The following is an 18,764-nucleotide window of genomic DNA, read 5'->3' on the forward strand; positions in this document are numbered from 1 at the left end:
GTCAATGGAGCCGCGATGCTCGCGGTGCCATCCGAAGGCGGTGTGAAGCAAAGCCGCAGGTGGACTTCACATGGACTTCACACAAGGCTGCATCGCGCATTCCGGACTTCAAGAAGCCTTCCCATTGCCTTCTCGGGCGAAGCCGACAGTGGCGGCTGTGCAAGTTCGCACGGACACCGACACCCTCGCCATGGACGCCCAAACCACCCCCCGACCCGGCCGCTGGCTCTGGCTCGCGACCCTCAGCCTGGCGACCGCCGGCTTCGTCGCGCTGACCCTGCATCCGGTGCATGCGCAGGAAGCACCCGGGCCGCGCTCGAAGACCGAGAGCCCGTATTTCTTCGTGAAAAGCGACGATCCCGCGCTCGACCGCCTGCCGCTCAAGGCGACCGAGGTGGCGGTGAAGATCTCGGGCGTCATCGCCGATGTCACGGTGACCCAGACCTACCGCAACGAAGGCCAGCGCGCGATCGAGGCGAAGTACGTCTTTCCGGGATCGAGCAAGGCTGCGGTCAGCGGCCTCAACGTGCGCCTGGCCGACCGGCTGATCACCGCGCAGATCCGCGAGAAGCAGCAGGCGCAGATCGAATACGACAGCGCAAAGAAGGAGGGCAAGACCGCCGCGCTGCTCGAGCAGCACCTGCCCAACGTGTTCCAGATGAACGTCGCCAACATCCTGCCGGGCGACGACGTGAAGGTGGAACTGCGCTACACCGAATTGCTGGTACCGCAGTCGGGCAACTATGCGTTCGTTTTCCCCACGGTCGTGGGCCCGCGCTACAACAGCCCGCAGTCGGAGAACGCGCAGGCCGGCTGGGCTGCGCAGCCCACGTTGCGCGCAGGCGTGGCGCCCGCCACCCGCTTCAGCCTCAAGGCCAGCATCGAGACGCCAATGGGCCTGAAGGAAGTGCGTTCGCCGACCCACGCCATCGCGGTGACGAAGAGCGATGCGGACCGGCACGCCGACGTTGTGCTCGCGGCCGACGGCCGCCCTGCGGACAACCGCGACTTCGTGCTCGACTACCGCCTCGCCGGCGACAGGATCGAGTCGGGCCTGATGCTCTACAAGGGACAGGGCACGGACGACGGCAGCGAGAACTTCTTCCTTGCGATGATCGAGCCGCCGAAGGCGGTGGCCGCGAGCGCGATCTCGCCGCGCGACTACATCTTCGTGGTCGACATCTCGGGTTCGATGCACGGCTTTCCGCTCGACACCGCCAAGACGGTGCTCGAACGGCTGATCGGCGGCCTGCGGCCGAGCGACACCTTCAACGTGCTGCTGTTCTCGGGCAGCAACAAGATGCTCTCGCCCCAGTCGGTGCCGGCCACGCGCGCCAACATCGCGCAGGCGCTCGAAACCATTCAGAACTACCGCGGCAGCGGCAGCACCGAACTGATTCCCGCGCTGAAGCGTGTCTACGCCGAGCCCAAGGAAGAGAACGTGTCGCGCACCGTGGTGCTCGTGACCGACGGCTACGTCACGGTGGAGCGCGAGGCCTTCGAACTCGTGCGCAGGAATCTCTCTAAGGCCAATGTCTTCGCGTTCGGCATCGGCTCGTCGGTGAACCGCAGCCTCATGGAAGGCATCGCGCGCGCCGGCATGGGCGAGCCCTTCATCATCACCGACCCGGTGCAGGCGCCCGAGCAGGCCGCACGCTTCAAGCGCATGGTCGAGTCGCCGGTGCTCACCAACGTGAAGCTCAGCTTCGGCGGGCTCGACGTGTACGACGTCGAACCGCAGGCGCTGCCCGATGTGCTCGGCGAGCGCCCGGTGATCGTGTTCGGCAAATGGCGCGGCGAACCGCGCGGCCGCGTCATCGTCGAGGGCCAGGGCGCCGACGGCCCCCACCGCAGTGAACTCGCCATCGATCCGGACATGCGGCAGGACAGCGCGGCCCTGCGCACGCTGTGGGCGCGCCACCGCATCCAGAGCCTGAGCGACCAGGAAGCGCTCGAGGGCGGCAGCGCCTTCAAGCAACGTATCACCGATCTCGGCCTCCGGTACAGCCTGCTCACGCAGTACACGAGCTTCATTGCCGTCGACAAGGTGGTGCGGAACCTTGCGCCGCAGAACGGCGTCGAGGTGAAGCAGCCGTTGCCGCTGCCGCAAGGTGTGAGCGAGCTCGCACTCGGCGCCGAGGTGCCGAGCACGCCCGAGCCCGAGACGCTGGGCGCGGTCGCGCTCGTGCTGTCGATGCTCGCCATGCTGCGCCGCCGGGCCCGCCGCAGCGACCCGCGTCGCTTCACCCACTGAACGCGGAAAGAGAGAAGAGTCGAAATGACACTTGCTGTACTCGCCCAACGCCATCCCCGCCTCGTGGACTGGGGCATCCACATCGACCGCGTGCCGGCCGTGGGCTGGCTCGCGCTGCAGTTCGCCGCGCTCACGCCCACCTGGGCCTGGATGGTCCGGCGCATGCGCGACGGCTCCGACGATCCACTCGGCCTGCTGTCGCTGGCCGCACTGGCCGCGCTGGCCTGGCAATGCCGGCGCGAACTGCGTGCGGCACCGCGACTGGGATGGCTCGCACTCGCGGGCGCGGGAACCGTGCTTGCGACGCTGTTGCACACCGGCCTGGGCGCGCTGCCCGCGCTGCCGCCGCTCGCGGCGGGCCTGGTGGCGGTGCTCGCGTTGGCCTGCGGGCTGCTGGCGTTCCTGCCGCGGCGCGTGGCCGCGCTGCCTGTCGCCGGGCTGGCGGTGCTGGCGCTGCCGCTCTTGTCCTCGCTGCAGTTCTACGCGGGCTATCCGCTGCGCGTGGTCACCGCCGAGGCGAGCCGCTGGCTCTTGGCGCCGGGCTTCGAGGTGGCGCGCGAAGGCAGCAGCCTGTTGGTCGACGGTCGGCTGGTGATCGTCGATGCGCCCTGCTCGGGCGTGCAGATGGTGTGGCTCGGCTATTTCACCGCCTGCGCCGTCGCGCTGTGGGCACGCCGTAGCGACCGCGCCTTCCTGCGCCGGCTGCCGGCGGTCGGCCTGCTGGTGCTGGCCGGCAACATCGCGCGCAACAGCGTGCTGGTCGCGTTCGAGGGCGCCCAGCAGCCGCTCGCGCCCTGGTCCCACGAGGCGCTCGGGCTGGCCGTGCTGGCCGCGGTGTGTGCGGGCATCGTGCGCCTGATGGCGCTCGAACGCACCACAGCCGGCGCGTTCGAAGTGTCGACTCCGGGATTGATCACCACCCAGGGAGGACGTCATGTCGACACGGTTCTTTGAGGCGCTGTTCGCGAACCGCTTCGTCAACCGCATCGGCCACAAGGCCGCCTTCGCGGCCGCGATGCTGGCCTGCCTCGCCTGGTCGACGGCTGACGCGCTGCGCGCGCCCTCGCCGCCGGTGGCAGCCGCGGCACCGGTCGAATGGCCGCGCGAGTGGGACGGCGCACCGCTCAGGCCGATGGCGCTCGGCGAGGTCGAGCAGCGCTTTGCCGAGCGCTTTCCGGGCGCGATCGGCCGCATGACTGACGGCCGGCAGGTGATCGTCATGCGCGCGGTGAACACGCCCACGCGCATGCTCCATCCCGCGGCCGACTGCTACCGCGCGCTGGGCTACCGCATCGACCAGGCGCGCCTCGAGCGCGATGCCGAGGCGCGTTTGTGGCGCTGTTTTGTTGCGCAACGGCACGGCACACAAAAGATCCGCGTCTGCGAGCGCATAGTCGATGCCGAAGGCACGGCTTTCACGGACACTTCAGCCTGGTACTGGGCGGCGGCCAGCGGACGGTCGGCCGGTCCATGGCAAGCGGTGACGGTAGCGAGACCCCTGTGAGAGTTGTGTGAACAAGACCCTGCGTTCTCTGATTTACGGGCTGCTGGCCCTGGTGTTGACGGCTCTGGTGGCGATCTTCCTGATCGTCCGGTTCGCGCTGGCACCCGCGGCGGGCGAGTGGCAGGAAACGCTCGAGCTCGGCCCGCTGCGCTTCGATGTCGGCGTGCCCACGGCGGTGCGCCTGGCCACCTCCCCCTGGCTCGCGCCGCGGCTCGACGGGCGCTCGCTCGACACCCGCTTCGGCCGCATCGACCTGGCCTGGAAGGGCGCCGCGGGCGCGCTCGAACTGCGCTGCGCCCCTTGCCGCGCGCAGGTTCCCGCGCTCGGCGCGCAGCCGATCCAGGTCGAATCGCTGGTCGCCACGGTGCGCCGTGACGGGAACACGCTGGCGGGCACGATCGAAGCCCTGCCGCGCGGCGCCGCCGCGGGCACGGACGCCACGCTGCGCGGTAGCTGGGACGGCCGGCTGGCGCTCAAGAACCTGCAGTTCGGCGCCGACATCCAGGCCGCGCCGATCGCGCGCTGGTACGCGGTGCTGGCGCCCGACCTCGCCGAGCTGCAGCGCGCGCGCATCGGCGGCACGCTGGCGGTGCGCGGCCAGCTGATGCTGCCCGAGGCGAGCTTCACCGTCCAGCCGACCGTGAGCCAGTTCAGCGTCGACGGGCTGGGCACCGAGGCCATGCTGGACGCGCGCACCAGCTGCGGCCCGCCGTCCAGGCTGACCAAGGACAGCTGGCTCGCGCGCGCCGTCATCGCGGCCGAGGACCAGCGCTTCTTCACCCATCCGGGCTACGACCTGACCGAGATCGTCGCCTCGGTCCACGACAACCAGAAGGAAGGGCAGCGTCCGCGCGGCGGCAGCACCCTCACACAGCAACTCGCCAAGATGCTGGTGACCGGCGGCGAGCGCACTGCCGAGCGCAAACTGCGCGAGCTGCTCTATGCGGTCGAGATGGAGCAAACGCTGGGCAAGGCGCGCATCCTCCAGCTGTACCTCGACAACGCGCCCTGGGGCGGCAACCTGTGCGGCGCCGAGGCGGCCTCGCGGCGGTATTTCAAGCGCCCGGCGCGCCAGCTCGATCCCGCGCAGGCGGTGTGGCTCGCGGCCATGCTGCACAAGCCGCAGGCCGTGCTCGAGCAATGGCGGCGCGACGGGCAGATCGATCCCGAGCGCGTCAAATGGGTCGCGGAGGGCGTGCGCGGCATCAGCCGCAACCAGCGCGAGGCCCTGCTGAAGAGGGTGGCGAGCGCGAAGTTCGCGGCGCCGGAGGCCACGCCATGAACAACGACGACGTCGAGGCCATCGAGCGCGCCACGGTGGCCGCCGTGTCGCCCCAGGCCGTCGAGGAGCTCGATGGCTGGCTGCTGGCCTTCGACGAAGGCAGCGTCAAGCGTGCCAAGTCGGCTGTGCCGCTGCGCCAAGACGCTGCTCTTGCGCCCCTGCTCGACCGCATCGAGGAGCGCTACAACCGGCGCCAGCATGTGCCCGTGCTGCGGCTCGCGGACGCTGCCTGCTTCGACAACTTGCGCGCCGAACTCGAGCGCCGCCACTACGTAGGCGATTCGCCGACCTGCGTGCAGATCGGTATGGCCAGGCGCATGCGCGAAGTCGCCGCGGCGGACGCGCGGCTGGCCGACGTCGACGCGACGCCCGACGCGGCCTGGGCGGCGCTGTTCCTTGGCGAAGGCTTCGATCCGGTGGACGGTGCCCATCGCGTGCGGGCGCTCGCGCGTGCGAGCGGCTCGCTCTACGCCAGCGTGCGCGAAGGCGGCCGCACCGTCGCGGCCGGTGCGATGGCATTCGGCCATGGCTGGGCCAGCGTGCACGGCATGCGAACCGAGCCTTCGCAGCGCGGTCGCGGCCTGGCCGGGCGCGTGCTCGCGGGGCTCGCGCAGGCGGCGCTCGCGCGTGGCCACGAGCGCGTGTTCCTGCAGGTCGATGCGCAGAACCCAGCGGCCCATGCGCTCTATCGGCGTGCCGGGTTCTCGACGCTCTTGCAGTACCGCTATTGGCAGCGGCGGCAGTGGCCGCGACATCCCCACGCGTGACGCGGTCGGGGCATTGGTGCCACGATGCGGCATGACGAGCGCCAACCACCCCCATCACCCGACAGAGCCCGTGGCCACGCCGCGCGGCATCGACCACATCGTGGCCGGTGTGTCCGCCAGCGATGGCGATGGCGTCAAGCTCACGCGCGTGCTGCAGCAGCCGATGCAGCAGCGGCTCGATCCGTACCTGATGCTCGACGCCTTCGGCAGCGACAACCCGGGCGACTACATCGGCGGTTTTCCGAGTCACCCGCACCGCGGCTTCGAAACCGTCACCTACATGATCGCGGGCCGCATGCGGCACCGCGACAGCGCCGGCCACGAGGGTCTGCTGCAGAACGGCGGCGTGCAGTGGATGACCGCGGGACGCGGCCTGGTCCACAGCGAACTGCCCGAGCAGCAGGAAGGGCTCATGGAAGGCTTCCAGCTCTGGCTCAACCTGCCGGCCAAGGACAAGATGCGCGAGCCTTGGTATCGCGACATCCAGAGCGAGGAGATCCCCGAATACACCACCACCGACGGGGTGTGCGTGCGCGTGATCGCGGGCGAGAGCCACGGCATTGAGGGCGCCGTGCGGCGCGAGCACACGGAGCCGCTCTACCTCGACATCACGCTGCCGCCGGGCGCAGAGTTCGCGCAGCCGCTGCCCGACGACCGCAATGCGCTGGTGTATGTCTACCGCGAATCGCTCTGGATCGCGGGCAGCGAGGTGCCCACGCGGCGCATGGCGATTCTCGCCAACGACCCCGGCAGCGACGGCGTGGTGCTGCGCGCGGGCAGCACCAACCACAGCCCGGCGCGCGCGCTGCTGATAGCGGGAAAGCCGCTCGGCGAACCGATCGCGCAGTACGGACCGTTCGTGATGAACACGCCCGAGCAGGTGAAGCAGGCCGTGGAAGATTTCCAACACGGCAGGTTCTGACGCTGTAGTCGCCGGCCTACCCAGGATTGGCAGCCCAGCGGCGTGACAGCGGCCATTTGGCGCCTAGATTCGGCGCCATGCCCTCCAGCAAGACCCCGTCGCGCGGGAGCCCCGATGTCCGCAAGGGCCAGGCTCCCGCCAAACTGCAGCGCGAACAGTTCCACGCGCGCTTCATGCAGCCGTTCCAGGACCCGGCGTTCCAGGCCGAGGGCGACGCGCTGCAGCGCATCGAGCACATCGCCTGGCAGGCCTACGACGAGGGGCGCAAGGCTCCCGTCACGCGCAAGGCCGGCCCCGACTACGCGGACCCAGACTACGAGCTCTCGGTCGACTGGCTGGAGGCCAAGGCGCGCATCGATGCCGCACAGGCGGCCTGGGGCCAGCCGCAGACGCGCTCGCGCGTGCTGCTGGTGAACGGTTCGCCGCGCAACGACGGCACCTGCCCCGGCGAGATCTCCAAGACCTGGCGTCTCGTGCAGCTGGCGCGCGAAGTGCTCGAAGGCTGCGGCATCGAGGCCGACGTGCTCGACCTGAGCCTCCTTACCTCCGAGTTCGGGCGCCATATCCATCCGTGCAAGGGCTGCGCCTCGACGGCGATGCCGCTGTGCCATTGGCCCTGCAGCTGCTATCCGAACCATTCCATGCGCCAGACCGGCGACTGGATGAACGAGATCTACGAGCGCTGGGTGGCTGCTCATGGCGTGATCCTGTTCACGCCCACGCACTGGTACCAGTCGGCCAGCCCGCTCAAGCTCATGACCGACCGGCTGGTCTGCGCCGACGGCGGCAATCCCGATCCCACGAGCACCCACGGCAAAAAACCCGAGGAGGCCAAGGCGCTCGAACTCGAAGGCTGGGGCTATCCCAAGCACCTGAGCGGACGCGTCTACGGCCTGGTGGTGCACGGCGACGTCGCCGGCATCGAGAGCGTGCGCCGCAACCTGTCGGACTGGCTCGACTGGATGGGCCTCGTCGATGCCGGCGCGCTCGCCCGGCTCGACCGCTACATCGGCTACTACGCGCCCTATGCCACCAGCCACGATGCCCTAGATGCCGACGCCGATGTGCAGGAAGAGGTGCGCAACGTGGCCCGCGCCGTGGCGCTTGCGGTCGGGGAGCTTCGCTCGGGCAAGCTGCAGCCGCCCGACAGGGGACTCAAGTCACCGCGGCCCAAGTGAGCGGCGCCGCACCGGGCCGTGCCACGGACGTTCATGCTTCTTTACGCAGGCTCACGGTCGGCTCACGCGGGCGATACAGAGCGCTTCCACACTAGCTTCCATCTGCTGCCCTGTGGCGGCAGACTTCTTCGAAAGGAAGCACTCTCATGATCTCTCTTCGCCAACGCATCGTCTGGGCCAGCCTGCTCGGTTCGGCCGCCTTCGCCTCTTCGGGCGCCTTTGCGCAGAACCCGGCGGCACCCGCCACCGTGTCGAGCCCGCCCGCCGCCACGGCCCAGGCCGACGGCGGTGCCCCCAAGGCACAACACAAGCGCATGAACCGCGCCGAGCGCATCGAACGCATGCAGGCCCGTCGCGCGCAGCATCTCGCGGCGCTGAAGGAGAAGCTCAAGCTCAGCGGCGCCCAGGAAAGCGCGTGGGCCAGCTTCACGTCGGCGACGCAGCCGCCGGCCGGCGCCCGCCCGCAACGCATGGACCGCGCCGAACTCGCGAAGCTCACCACGCCCGAGCGGCTGGAGCGCATGCAGGCGCGCCATGCCGAGCGCAGCGCCAGGTTCGCGAAGCGCGCCGAAGCTACCAAGTCGTTCTATGCCGCGCTGACGCCCGACCAGCAGAAGACCTTCGACGCCGAGACGGTCCGCATGCATGCGCACAAGGGCCATCGCGGTCACCATGGCCACGCCGCGGCGCCCGCCAAGAGCTGACCGCGCCAACGAGAAAAGCCCGCGGCACTTCGTGTGCCGCGGGCTTTTTTTCTGCCGTCGGCGATGCCCCGCTTATTTGGGCGTGCCGGTCCTGTTCGTCGGATTCGTCGGCACGTCCGGGCGCTCGCCGGTCTGGCCGAACTGGGGTTTGCTGTGACGCCCCGTCATGCTCGCCTGTGCACGCGACACGTCGCCGCTGGGTTGAGGCATGGCATTCGGCCGGCCGTTCACCACGGTGGTGGCTTCGCCCTTCGGCACCGAATTGTTGAAGTTGTTGCGGTTGTGCGCACGGGCTTCGGCCTTCACCGCTTCGCGCGACGCGGGCATGCTGCCGTCGGGGCGCTGCGGCGGATTGGCCACGCCGGCGGGCGTCTGCGTGCTGGCCTGGCCGCCGAGCGCCGGGTCCGGATGGGCGGGAATCGACGTCGTCTGCGCCATCGCGCCACCGGCCACGGCCATCAGGCCGGCCAGTGCCGTCGCTCGGAGGATTCGTTCGTTCATGGTGTGTTCCTTGGAGATGAAAGGTTGGCGATAAGCGGGCCTTTTGTACGACCCTGAATTCACCGTAGGAGGCTCTTCGCAGGCGCTGTGTCGGGGCGCGGCAGCCCGCGATGTAGGAGCGGGCCGTGGCGGCGCGAAAGGCAGCAGACCGGCCGTGAAGAAGGTGGCGCGTTCCTACAGTCAGGCGCTGTGCGGCCACGTACAACCGTAGGACCGATGTCATCCGCACCCATTCCCCTCGCCACCGCGGCGCCGACCACGCTCAAGGTCATGACGGTGAACACCCACAAGGGGTTCACCGCGCTGAACCGCAAGTTCATCCTGCCTGAGTTGCGCGATGCGGTACGCACCGTGGGTGCCGACGTGGTGTTCCTCCAGGAAGTGCTCGGCACGCATTCGCGCCACTCGCGCAAGGTGAGCAACTGGCCCGAAGCGCCCCACTACGAGTTTCTTGCCGACACGATGTGGCCGCAGTTCGCCTACGGACGCAATGCGGTGTACCCGCGCGGGCACCACGGCAATGCGGTGCTCTCGAAATTCCCGATCGTGCACTACCGCAACCACGACGTCTCCGTGGCGGGGCCCGAGAAGCGCGGCCTGCTGCACTGCGTGCTGCGCCTGCCAGGGCGCACCGTCGACGTGCACGCGATTTGCGCGCACCTCGGTCTCGCCGAGTCGCACCGGCAGCAGCAGCTCGAACTGCTCTGCCACATCGTGCGCGACGAGGTGCCGGCCGATGCGCCGCTGATCGTGGCGGGCGACTTCAACGACTGGCGCGGCCGCGCGCACCGGGTACTCGAAGCGGGTGCGTCGCTGCGCGAGGTGTTCGTGGCGGCGAACGGCGCGGCGGCGAAGACCTTTCCGTCGCGCTTTCCGCTGCTGCCGCTCGACCGCATCTACGTGCGCAACGCCGGCGTGCATGCCCCCGTGGTGCTGCCGCGCAAACCCTGGTCGCACCTGTCGGACCATGCCCCGCTCGTGGCGACGATCGACCTATGACCCGCCGAGTGACTTGCCATGAGCGATAGAGCGCGCTGGATCGGCGGCAACCGCATCGCGCTGCTCGAGAACGGCGAGGAGTTCTATCCGCGCGTGTTCGAGGCCATCCGACAGGCGAAGCGCGAGGTCATCGTCGAGACCTTCATCCTGTTCGAGGACAAGGTCGGACTCGCGCTGCATGCGGCCATGCGCACGGCGGCGCAGCGCGGCGTCAAGGTCGACCTGATGGTCGACGGTTTCGGCTCGCCCGACCTCTCGCGCGAGTTCATCGAGGAATTGAGCTCGGTCGGCGTCAAGGTGCGGATGTTTGATCCGGGCCACCGCGTCATGGGGCAACGGCTCAATGTGTTCCGCCGCATGCACCGCAAGATCGTGGTGATCGACGGCGAGACCGCCTTCGTCGGCGGCATCAACTATTCGGCCGACCATCTGCTCGACTTCGGCCCCAAGGCCAAGCAGGACTACGCGGTGGAACTCGGCGGGCCGATCGTCGCGCAGATCCACCATTTCGTGCTGCGCGCGATCGCGCTCGGCGACAAGGGGCCGCGGTGGTTCCGCCGGCGCCTCCAGCAGGCGCCGCCGGTTGGCCAAAAGCCGGTCGGCGAGGTCGAGGCCATGTTCGTCACGCGCGACAACCGCCGCCACACCAACGACATCGAGCGGCAGTACCTGGCCGCGATCCGCGCGGCGCGCCAGCGCATCGTGATCGCCAATGCGTATTTCTTTCCAGGCTACCGGGTCATCAAGGAACTGCGGCGCGCGGCGCGGCGCGGCGTGGACGTGCGGCTCATCCTGCAGGGCGAGCCCGACATGCCGATCGTCAAGACCGCCGCGAGCATGCTCTACCACCACCTGCTGCATGCGGGCGTGCAGATCCACGAGTACTGCGACCGGCCGCTGCATGCGAAGGTCGCGCTGATGGACGACCGTTGGGCCACCGTGGGGTCGAGCAACCTCGATCCGCTGAGCCTTTCGCTCAATCTCGAGGCGAACGTGATCGTGCGCGACAAGGCCTTCAACCAGCTGCTCTGGGAACGCATGGACCGGCTCATGCGCGAGAGCTGCAAGCGCATCGGCGAAGCCGACCTCGAGGACGTATGGAGCGGCTGGCGGCTGGTGCGCAGCTTCTTCATCTTCCACTTCCTGCGCTGGTATCCGTCGTGGCTCGGCTGGCTGCCGCGGCAGGTGCCGCGGCTCACGCTGGCGGAGGCCACCGACTTGGCCGAGAAGCGCGAGGCGCAGCGTGCCGAGGCCGGCGAGGCCGGCGCCAAGCAGACGACGGAGGCGGCGTGACCCCCGCCCCCGGCGGGCACGCTCTAGGCCGCGACCGGGTCGGCGCGCAGCGCGCTTGGTGGCCGTGGCTGCGCCGCATCGGGGTTTGGGCCTTCTTCGGGCTGATCGCCTGGCTGCTCGTGAGCCAGGCGCGCTCCATCGACTGGCAGGAAGTGTTCGATGCCATGCGCGCGCTGCCCGCGACGGCGCTGCTGCTGGCCGGAGGGCTCGCGGCGAGCAGCTTCGCGGTCTACAGCACGTACGACCTGCTGGGCCGGCATCTCACGCGCCACCCGCTCGGCACCGGGACGGTGATGGGCGTGACCTTCATCAGCTACGCGTTCAACCTCAATCTCGGATCGCTCGTGGGCGGCGTGGCCTTCCGCTACCGGCTTTACTCGCGGCTCGGGCTGTCGAACGGCATCATCACGCGCGTGCTCGGCTTCAGCATGCTGACCAACTGGTTCGGCTACCTTGTGGTCGCGGGTGCCGCCTTCTGCTTCTGGCCGCTGGTGCTGCCGCCCGAATGGCGCATCGACAACATGGGCCTGCGCGTGCTCGGCGCGGTGCTGCTGGTGGTGGCGGCCGCGTACCTGCTGCTTTGCGCCTTCGCGAGCGGCCATGAACTTCGGCTGCGGCGCCATTCGTTCAAGGTGCCGACCTTCCGCATGGCGCTGCTGCAGCTTGCGCTGTCGTCACTCAATTGGTCGCTGATCGCCAGCGTGATCTGGGTCCTGCTGCAGGGCCAAGTGGCCTACCACGCGGTGCTCGCGGTGCTGCTAGTGGCGGCAGTGGCGGGCGTGGTCACGCACGTGCCTGCGGGGCTGGGCGTTCTCGAGGCCGTGTTTCTCGCGCTGCTGTCGAGCGAGGTGCCCGAGAGCCGGCTGCTCGGCGTGCTGCTGGTCTATCGCGGGCTCTACTACCTGCTGCCGCTGGCCGTGGCCACGGTCGCATACTTCGCCACCGAGCTGCGCGCCCGGCACTGGCGCAAGCGCGGCCGTCAGTCGCGTGACGGCACCAACGTGACCAGCGTGATCTCGGACGGCGCTCCGAAGCGCTTCGGCGGCCCCCAGTAGCCTGTGCCGCGGCTCACGTAGATCCACATGTCGTGCAGCCGGTGCAGCCCCGCGGTGAAGGGCTGCTGCATCGGAACGAACAGATTCCATGGAAAGAACTGGCCGCCGTGCGTGTGGCCCGAGAGCTGCAGCTGGAAGCCGGCCGTCGCTGCCGATGGCGCGCTGCGCGGCTGGTGCGCGAGCAGCACGCGCGTGTGCACCAGCGGCGGCGCGTCGAAGAGCGCAAGGTGCGGGTCGCTGGCATGCGCCGCATCGAAGTGCCCGGCGGTGAAGTCGGTCACGCCTGCGAGCACCAGCTGGCTCTCGAACAGTTCTTCGTCGGTCTGTGCGCCGCGCACGTTGCGCGTCTGCAGCACCACATGTTCATTGAGCAGCACCTTCAGCCCGAGCCGCCGCAGCTCGTCGATCCACGCGTGCGCGCCGGCGTAGTACTCGTGGTTGCCCGTGACCACGAAGGTACCGTGCCTGGCCCGCAGCCCCGCGAGCGGCGCGATGTGCTCGCGCAGTTCGGCCACGCTGCCGTCCACCAGGTCGCCGGTGATCGCCACCGCATCGGCGCCGAGCCGGTTCACCGCATCGACGATGCGCTGGATGTAGCCGTTGCGGATCGTCGGGCCCACGTGGATGTCGCTGATCTGCGCGATCGTGAAGCCTTCGAGCGCGGCCGGCAGCCCGCGGATCGGCACCTCGACCTGCTTCACCTTCGCGGTGCGGCGGGCATTGAGAAAGCCGATCGCCGACGCCAGCGTGCCGAGCGCCAGCACCGCCAGCGCGCTCCACGGCAGCACCGCGTGCCAGGGCAGCGCGAGTCCGCCGAGCGCGCTTGCGACCCAGGCGAGCAGCAGCAGCACATCGCGTAGCAGCGTCAGCACGAAGGTCGACGAGAACCAGCCCATGCTGATGAGCCCGGTCCAACGAAGCGCCTGGCCGACGCTCGCGCTGCGCTCGGCGCGCCGCGAAACGAAAGGCAACGGGATGGTCAGCGCCGAAACGGCTAGCGCCGCCAGTGCCAAGGGCCAGGCGGGCGTGAGCATGGCCAGCGCCGGCAGCAGGCGCAGCGCCATGTAGACATGCAGGAGCGCGGTCAGGACGCTCAAGGGACGTATCGGCATCGGGGCAATGAAGACGGGGCACTGCCCGGGATGCGGTATCTGCAAGTCGCATGCCGTGGATTCAAGGCGCCTGCGGGCGCGCCTGCAGCTATTTTTTCTATAGCGCTGGGCGCCCGGATAGCGGGCACTGACGCCCCCCGGTGCCCGATATCTTAGACGGGGGCGTGGTGCCGCGAATGCAGGAAGCGCCTACCGCGCGGCGGCCGTGGTCTGCGCGAGTGCCTGGTTTTGGGGCTCCGGCGGCAGCACCGAGGCCATGTCGAAGTTCGACGGCCACAGGAAGACCGCGCGGGCCGGCACGCCGGCGATCACGGTCAGCGTCTGCGTCAGCGTCAGGCCCCCGAGTGTGACGTTCACGTCATAGGCACCGGGATTGAGCCGCGCGAGCATGTAGGGTCCCTGCGACTGCGCCTGCATCACTGCGCGCCCGGAGTATTTCTCGCGCACTTCGACCTTCGCGCGTGCCGGGAACTGGCCTTTCTGGCTGCTCTGGTTGATGCCGAACTCGAGGGTGGCCGCCCAGCGTGGCGCCACCATCTGCATGAACGCGGCCTCGGCCTTGCTCGTGCCGCCGCACATGTATTCGACGCCGCCCTGCGCCATCCGGATAGGCGGGTTCGAGAACGCGTGGGCCGACGACGCCATCGCGCCCAGGAAGAATGCTGCTGCTGTGCCGCCCATAACCAAGGCAGCCGCAGGCCGCCGGAGACGCATAAGGTTCATTGCTTCGATGTCCTCGATCAAGGGTGACGTGAATCCGTCGAGGATTTTGCTTAGCAAGAGTCGGGCTAGACATAGCGTTTACGAGGAACGACCCTCGCCGACCGATTGAGAGCTATTGTTTTAATAGCTGGTGACGCCCGTGTGACGGGCGTTAGAACCTTTTTTGACAGCCGTCTATGTGAAAACCCTGAGACGCACGCGTCGGCCCATTTCGGGGCGCTTCAGGTGACCCGCGCCTACACCGGTGCACCGGCGTGGCGGGCGATAAGAGGAAGTCCAGACACGAAAAAGGAGCTTCCAATGAACATCGGATCGAAGATCGACGCCATCAAGACGAAGGATGCGCAGCGTCCCGGCCTCCCCGGCGAGCACCTCGCCGCGCTCGGCGCGGGCCTGTTGCTGCTGATGACCGTGGGCCGCAGCCGTTCGCTGCCGAAACGCTTGCTGGCCGGTGCCGCCGGCGGCGCGCTGGTCGGCCGTGCGGCGAGCGGCACCGGCGGGCTGGCACGCGTGGCGCGGCTGCTGCAGGGCGGGACGGGCGTGCGCGGGGCGATGCGCATGCGCTGAGGGGTGTCGGCGCGCGGTGCGCCGACCTGACCACTCACACGTCGATATTCGCCGCCCGCAGCGCGTTCTGCTCGATGAACTCGCGCCTTGGCTCGACCTCGTCGCCCATCAGCATGGTGAACACGCGGTCGGCTTCGATCGCGTCGTCGATCTGCACGCGCAGCAGGCGCCGCACGGTCGGGTCCATGGTGGTTTCCCACAGCTGCTCGGGGTTCATCTCGCCCAGGCCCTTGTAGCGCTGGCGCGCGGTGGCGTGCTCGGCCTGGCCGATCAGCCATTTCATCGCCACGCGGAAATCGGCCACCTTCTCTTCTTTGGCACGCTCGCCCTCGCCGCGGCGCACGATGGCACCCTCGGGGCTCAGCAGGTTGCGGAAGGTGTTGGCGGCCTCGGCGAGCGCGGCGTAGTCGGCACCGTGCACGAAGTCCTGCGTGAGCACGCTGCTCTTGATGTTGCCGTGGTGGCGGCGGCTGATGCGCAGCAGCGGCTTGTCGGTGCGGGTGTCGAACTCGCTGCTCACCTCGGCCGGCACGCCGGTGGTGTTGAGTTCGCGCAGCTTGGCCTGCAGCGCGACGGCCGACGCCTCGGCCGCAGCGGTGGTGTCGAGGTCGAGCGCCACGCCGTCGGCAATGGCGCGCAGCGCCTCGGCATCCATGAAGTTGCGCAGCCGCGCGATCACGGCCTCGGCCAGCTGGTGCTTGCGCGCCAGCTCGGCCAGGGTGTCGCCGGAGAGCGTGGTCGAATTGGGCCCGCCCGTTTCGACGCTGGCATCCTTGAGCGCGACCTTGAGCAGGAAGGCGTCGAGCGCGGGGCCGTCCTTCAGGTATTGCTCTTCCTTGCCGACCTTCACCTTGTAGAGCGGCGGCTGCGCGATGTAGATGTGGCCGCGCTCGACCAGCTCGGGCATCTGCCGGTAGAAAAACGTGAGCAGCAGCGTGCGGATGTGGGCGCCGTCGACGTCGGCGTCGGTCATGATGATGATGCGGTGGTAGCGCAGCTTGGCGACGTTGAAGTCGTCGGCCCCGCCGCCTGCACTGCTGCCGCCCGCGCGGCCGATGCCGGTGCCCAGAGCGGTGATCATGGTGAGGATTTCGTTGCTGGTGAGCAGCTTCTCGTAGCGCGCCTTCTCGACGTTCAGGATCTTGCCGCGCAGCGGCAGGATGGCCTGGAACTTCCGGTCACGGCCCTGCTTGGCGGAGCCGCCGGCGGAGTCGCCCTCCACCAGGTAGACCTCGCACAGCGCCGGGTCCTTCTCCTGGCAGTCGGCCAGCTTGCCCGGCAGGCCCATGCCGTCGAGCACGCCCTTGCGGCGTGTCATTTCGCGGGCCTTGCGCGCGGCTTCGCGGGCACGGGCCGCTTCGATGATCTTGCCGCAGATGGTCTTGGCGTCGCTCGGGCGCTCCTGCAGGTAGTCGGTGAGCAGGCGCCCGACGATGTCCTCGACCGGCGCGCGCACTTCGCTCGACACCAGCTTGTCCTTGGTCTGGCTCGAGAACTTGGGCTCGGGCACCTTCACGCTCAGCACGCAGCACAGGCCCTCGCGCATGTCGTCGCCGGTGACCTCGACCTTCGCTTTCTTGGCGAATTCGTTTTCTTCGATGTACTTGTTGATGACGCGCGTCATCGCCGCGCGCAGCCCGGTGAGGTGGGTGCCGCCGTCGCGCTGCGGAATGTTGTTGGTGAAGCACAGCACCTGCTCGTTGTAGCCGCTGTTCCACTGCATGGCGACTTCGACGCCGATGTGCGTGCCCGGGATGCCGCCGTAGGTGTCGGCCGGCTTCTCGCCCATGGCGTAGAAGACGTTCGGGTGCAGGACGGTCTTGCCCTTGTTGATGAAGTCGACGAAGCCCTTGACGCCGCCGGCGCCAGAGAAATCGTCTTCCTTGCCGCTGCGCTCGTCCTTCAGGCGGATGCGCACGCCGTTGTTCAGGAAGCTCAGCTCGCGCAGCCGCTTCGAGAGGATCTCGTAGTGGAAGTCGGCGTTCTCCTTGAAGATCTCGGCGTCGGGCAGGAAGTGCACCTCGGTGCCGCGCTTGTCGGTTTCTCCGATGATCCGCATCGGCGACACCTCGACGCCGTTCACGGTCTCGAGCAGCCGGTTCTGCACGAACCCGCGGCTGAACTCGAGCTCGTGGATCTTGCCTTCGCGCCGCACCACCAGGCGCAGCATCACGCTCAGCGCGTTCACGCAGCTCACGCCCACGCCGTGCAGGCCGCCCGAGACCTTGTAGCTGTTCTGGTTGAACTTGCCGCCCGCGTGCAGTTCGGTCAGCGCGATCTCGGAGGCCGAGCGCTTGGGCTCGTGCTTGTCGTCCATCTTCACGCCGGTGGGAATGCCGCGGCCGTTGTCGGTGACGGAGATCGAGTTGTCGGAGTGGATGGTCACGACGATGTCGTCGCAGTGCCCCGCGAGCGCCTCGTCGATCGAGTTGTCGACCACCTCGAACACCAGGTGGTGCAGGCCCGTGCCGTCGGAGGTGTCGCCGATGTACATGCCAGGGCGCTTGCGCACGGCCTCCAGCCCCTCGAGGATCGTGATCGAGCCTTCGCCGTAGCTGCTGTCGGCGGGCGTGATCTCGAACGGCACCGCACCCTCGATTTCGGGCGTGTAGACCGGTTCGGTGTGGGGTACTTCGGGCTTGTTGTCTTCTGCACTCATTCGGATATTCCTCTGTCGCTCACGGCATTCACGGGATGTTTCGGGCTTGGGGAGCCTGTTTTTCCTGCCTCTTGAAAGCGCAAACCCGCGGAGGGCCGCGGGCTGTCTGCGCAAGGCGCTGTGTTTCTTTTCGTCTAGATCCGCATCGGCATCACGACGTACTTGAAGGATGCGTTCTCGGGGATGGTCAGGAGCGCCGAGCTGTTCGAGTCGGCGAGGTCCAGCTTGACCATGTCCTGGCCCATGTTGGTGAGCGCATCGATCAGGTAGGTCACGTTGAAGCCGATCTCGATGCTGTCGCCGCCGTAGTCGATGTCGAGCTCGTCCTGCGCCTCTTCCTGCTCGGCGTTGTTCGACGCGATGCGCAGGGTACCGGGCTCGATGTTGAGCCGCACGCCCTTGAACTTCTCGCTCGTCAGGATGGCGGTGCGCTGCAGGCTCGCGAGCAGCGGCGCGCGGCCGAGCGTGACGCTGTTCTTGTGGTTCTTCGGGATCACGCGGTTGTAGTCGGGGAACTTGCCCTCGACCAGCTTGGTGACGAATTCCATGCCGCCGAAGCTGAACTTGGCCTGGTTGTTCGCGAACTGCATCTCGATGGCGCCCTCGGCGTCGGACAGCAGGCGCTGCATCTCGAGCACGGTCTTGCGCGGCAGGATCACCTCCTGGCGGGGCACTTCGACGTCGAGCGTGGCCGACGAGAATGCCAGCCGGTGGCCGTCGGTGGCCACGAGGCTCAGCTGCTTGCCTTCGGCCACGAACAGGATGCCGTTGAGGTAGTAGCGGATGTCGTGCACCGCCATTGCGAACGACACTTGCGAGAGCAGGTCCTTGAGCGTCTTCTGCGGCACGCTGAAGACAGGACCGAAATTGGCGGCTTCCTGCACCAGCGGGAAGTCCTCGGCCGGCAACGACTGCAGCGTGAAGCGGCTCTTGCCGCCCTTGAGCACCAGCTTGCTCGCGCTCGACTCGAGGCTCACGGTCTGGTCGGCCGGCATGGTGCGCAGGATGTCGATCAGCTTGCGCGCGCCGATGGTGGTGGTGAAGTTGCCTTCGTCGCCGCCGAGTTCGGCCGTGGTGCGGATCTGGATCTCGAGGTCGCTGGTGGTCAGCTGGATCTGGCCGCCGGTCTTGCGAATCAGCACGTTGGCGAGGATCGGCAGCGTGTGGCGCCGCTCCACGATGCCCGCCACCGACTGCAGCGCGGCAAGGACCTTGTCCTGGGTTGCCTTCAAAACGATCATGTC

At 68.4% G+C, this 18,764-nt stretch carries 17 protein-coding genes; 12 read left to right on the forward strand and 5 right to left on the reverse strand.

Annotated elements, in window-relative coordinates:
* Nucleotides 1-190: 190 nt before the first annotated feature.
* From AC3A6G_RS18215 to AC3A6G_RS18250, 8 genes are all read left to right on the forward strand, one after another.
* Nucleotides 191-2,254 carry a VIT and vWA domain-containing protein gene (locus AC3A6G_RS18215; RefSeq protein ID WP_487874252.1) on the forward strand — a complete coding sequence of 688 codons (2,064 nt, stop codon included), beginning with the start codon at nt 191-193 and terminating at the stop codon, nt 2,252-2,254.
* A 24-nt stretch (nt 2,255-2,278) separates the two neighbouring features.
* Complete coding sequence (gene xrtQ, locus AC3A6G_RS18220) at nt 2,279-3,208, forward strand: exosortase Q (RefSeq protein ID WP_487874253.1); 930 nt, start codon at nt 2,279-2,281, stop codon at nt 3,206-3,208.
* Nucleotides 3,189-3,758 carry a hypothetical protein gene (locus AC3A6G_RS18225; protein ID WP_487874254.1) on the forward strand — a complete coding sequence of 190 codons (570 nt, stop codon included), beginning with the start codon at nt 3,189-3,191 and terminating at the stop codon, nt 3,756-3,758. The genes xrtQ and AC3A6G_RS18225 overlap by 20 nt, the downstream gene beginning before the upstream one ends.
* A gap of 7 nt (nt 3,759-3,765) precedes the next feature.
* Entirely contained in the window at nt 3,766-5,040 is a 1,275-nt protein-coding gene (locus tag AC3A6G_RS18230; protein WP_487874255.1) for a biosynthetic peptidoglycan transglycosylase, read from the forward strand.
* Nucleotides 5,037-5,807 (forward strand): GNAT family N-acetyltransferase, encoded by a 771-nt coding sequence (locus AC3A6G_RS18235; RefSeq protein ID WP_487874256.1) that lies wholly within the window; start codon nt 5,037-5,039, stop codon nt 5,805-5,807. Before AC3A6G_RS18230 ends, AC3A6G_RS18235 begins: the two co-directional genes overlap by 4 nt.
* 31 nt (nt 5,808-5,838) lie before the next feature.
* A complete protein-coding gene (locus AC3A6G_RS18240) occupies nt 5,839-6,729 on the forward strand; it encodes a pirin family protein (RefSeq protein WP_487864479.1) in 891 nt (296 codons plus the stop codon).
* 77 nt (nt 6,730-6,806) lie between these two features.
* Nucleotides 6,807-7,907, forward strand: a complete 1,101-nt coding sequence (locus AC3A6G_RS18245) for a flavodoxin family protein (RefSeq protein ID WP_487874257.1) — start codon at nt 6,807-6,809, stop codon at nt 7,905-7,907.
* A gap of 146 nt (nt 7,908-8,053) precedes the next feature.
* Complete coding sequence (locus tag AC3A6G_RS18250) at nt 8,054-8,611, forward strand: Spy/CpxP family protein refolding chaperone (RefSeq protein WP_487874258.1); 558 nt, start codon at nt 8,054-8,056, stop codon at nt 8,609-8,611.
* A gap of 72 nt (nt 8,612-8,683) precedes the next feature.
* On the opposite strand, the gene AC3A6G_RS18255 is transcribed toward AC3A6G_RS18250, so the two are convergent.
* Nucleotides 8,684-9,112 (reverse strand): serine/threonine protein kinase, encoded by a 429-nt coding sequence (locus tag AC3A6G_RS18255; RefSeq protein WP_487874259.1) that lies wholly within the window; start codon nt 9,110-9,112, stop codon nt 8,684-8,686.
* 216 nt (nt 9,113-9,328) lie between these two features.
* On the opposite strand from AC3A6G_RS18255, the gene AC3A6G_RS18260 reads away from it, so the two are divergent.
* The 3 genes from AC3A6G_RS18260 to AC3A6G_RS18270 are packed head-to-tail and all read left to right on the forward strand — an operon-like array spanning nt 9,329 to nt 12,459.
* On the forward strand, nt 9,329-10,111 hold the full coding sequence (locus tag AC3A6G_RS18260; protein ID WP_487860748.1) for an endonuclease/exonuclease/phosphatase family protein: 783 nt from the start codon (nt 9,329-9,331) through the stop codon (nt 10,109-10,111).
* Between the two features lie 18 nt (nt 10,112-10,129).
* Nucleotides 10,130-11,404: a cardiolipin synthase ClsB gene (gene clsB / locus AC3A6G_RS18265; protein WP_487874260.1), complete on the forward strand. Its 1,275-nt coding sequence runs from the start codon at nt 10,130-10,132 to the stop codon at nt 11,402-11,404.
* Entirely contained in the window at nt 11,401-12,459 is a 1,059-nt protein-coding gene (locus AC3A6G_RS18270) for a lysylphosphatidylglycerol synthase domain-containing protein (RefSeq protein WP_487864483.1), read from the forward strand. The genes clsB and AC3A6G_RS18270 overlap by 4 nt, the downstream gene beginning before the upstream one ends.
* Here the strand turns inward: AC3A6G_RS18270 and AC3A6G_RS18275 are convergent.
* Nucleotides 12,384-13,571, reverse strand: coding sequence for a metallophosphoesterase (locus AC3A6G_RS18275; protein ID WP_487864484.1), 1,188 nt, complete (start codon nt 13,569-13,571; stop codon nt 12,384-12,386). The two genes, AC3A6G_RS18270 and AC3A6G_RS18275, sit on opposite strands and share 76 nt — an antisense overlap.
* 189 nt (nt 13,572-13,760) lie before the next feature.
* On the reverse strand, nt 13,761-14,294 hold the full coding sequence (locus AC3A6G_RS18280; RefSeq protein WP_487874261.1) for a hypothetical protein: 534 nt from the start codon (nt 14,292-14,294) through the stop codon (nt 13,761-13,763).
* A gap of 300 nt (nt 14,295-14,594) precedes the next feature.
* On the opposite strand from AC3A6G_RS18280, the gene AC3A6G_RS18285 reads away from it, so the two are divergent.
* Nucleotides 14,595-14,861, forward strand: a complete 267-nt coding sequence (locus AC3A6G_RS18285) for a hypothetical protein (protein ID WP_487874262.1) — start codon at nt 14,595-14,597, stop codon at nt 14,859-14,861.
* A gap of 34 nt (nt 14,862-14,895) precedes the next feature.
* On the opposite strand, the gene gyrB is transcribed toward AC3A6G_RS18285, so the two are convergent.
* Together gyrB and dnaN are read right to left on the reverse strand one after the other, a co-directional pair.
* The gene (gene gyrB, locus AC3A6G_RS18290) at nt 14,896-17,520 is read right to left on the reverse strand and encodes a DNA topoisomerase (ATP-hydrolyzing) subunit B (protein WP_487874263.1); all 2,625 of its coding nucleotides are present in this window, start codon (nt 17,518-17,520) and stop codon (nt 14,896-14,898) included.
* A gap of 134 nt (nt 17,521-17,654) precedes the next feature.
* Nucleotides 17,655-18,761 carry a DNA polymerase III subunit beta gene (gene dnaN / locus AC3A6G_RS18295; RefSeq protein ID WP_487860755.1) on the reverse strand — a complete coding sequence of 369 codons (1,107 nt, stop codon included), beginning with the start codon at nt 18,759-18,761 and terminating at the stop codon, nt 17,655-17,657.
* Nucleotides 18,762-18,764 lie beyond the last annotated feature (3 nt).

It is taken from the genome of Variovorax sp. Soil_C_26 (assembly GCF_057657075.1).

Coding starts and splice junctions, on each gene's coding strand:
- AC3A6G_RS18215 (WP_487874252.1), top strand. CDS start 191: ATGGACGCCCAAACCACCCCCCGACCCGGCCGCTGGCTCTGGCTCGCG.
- xrtQ (WP_487874253.1), top strand. CDS start 2,279: ATGACACTTGCTGTACTCGCCCAACGCCATCCCCGCCTCGTGGACTGG.
- AC3A6G_RS18225 (WP_487874254.1), top strand. CDS start 3,189: ATGTCGACACGGTTCTTTGAGGCGCTGTTCGCGAACCGCTTCGTCAAC.
- AC3A6G_RS18235 (WP_487874256.1), top strand. CDS start 5,037: ATGAACAACGACGACGTCGAGGCCATCGAGCGCGCCACGGTGGCCGCC.
- AC3A6G_RS18240 (WP_487864479.1), top strand. CDS start 5,839: ATGACGAGCGCCAACCACCCCCATCACCCGACAGAGCCCGTGGCCACG.
- AC3A6G_RS18245 (WP_487874257.1), top strand. CDS start 6,807: ATGCCCTCCAGCAAGACCCCGTCGCGCGGGAGCCCCGATGTCCGCAAG.
- AC3A6G_RS18250 (WP_487874258.1), top strand. CDS start 8,054: ATGATCTCTCTTCGCCAACGCATCGTCTGGGCCAGCCTGCTCGGTTCG.
- AC3A6G_RS18255 (WP_487874259.1), bottom strand. CDS start 9,112: ATGAACGAACGAATCCTCCGAGCGACGGCACTGGCCGGCCTGATGGCC.
- AC3A6G_RS18260 (WP_487860748.1), top strand. CDS start 9,329: ATGTCATCCGCACCCATTCCCCTCGCCACCGCGGCGCCGACCACGCTC.
- clsB (WP_487874260.1), top strand. CDS start 10,130: ATGAGCGATAGAGCGCGCTGGATCGGCGGCAACCGCATCGCGCTGCTC.
- AC3A6G_RS18275 (WP_487864484.1), bottom strand. CDS start 13,571: ATGCCGATACGTCCCTTGAGCGTCCTGACCGCGCTCCTGCATGTCTAC.
- AC3A6G_RS18280 (WP_487874261.1), bottom strand. CDS start 14,294: ATGAACCTTATGCGTCTCCGGCGGCCTGCGGCTGCCTTGGTTATGGGC.
- AC3A6G_RS18285 (WP_487874262.1), top strand. CDS start 14,595: ATGAACATCGGATCGAAGATCGACGCCATCAAGACGAAGGATGCGCAG.
- gyrB (WP_487874263.1), bottom strand. CDS start 17,520: ATGAGTGCAGAAGACAACAAGCCCGAAGTACCCCACACCGAACCGGTC.
- dnaN (WP_487860755.1), bottom strand. CDS start 18,761: ATGATCGTTTTGAAGGCAACCCAGGACAAGGTCCTTGCCGCGCTGCAG.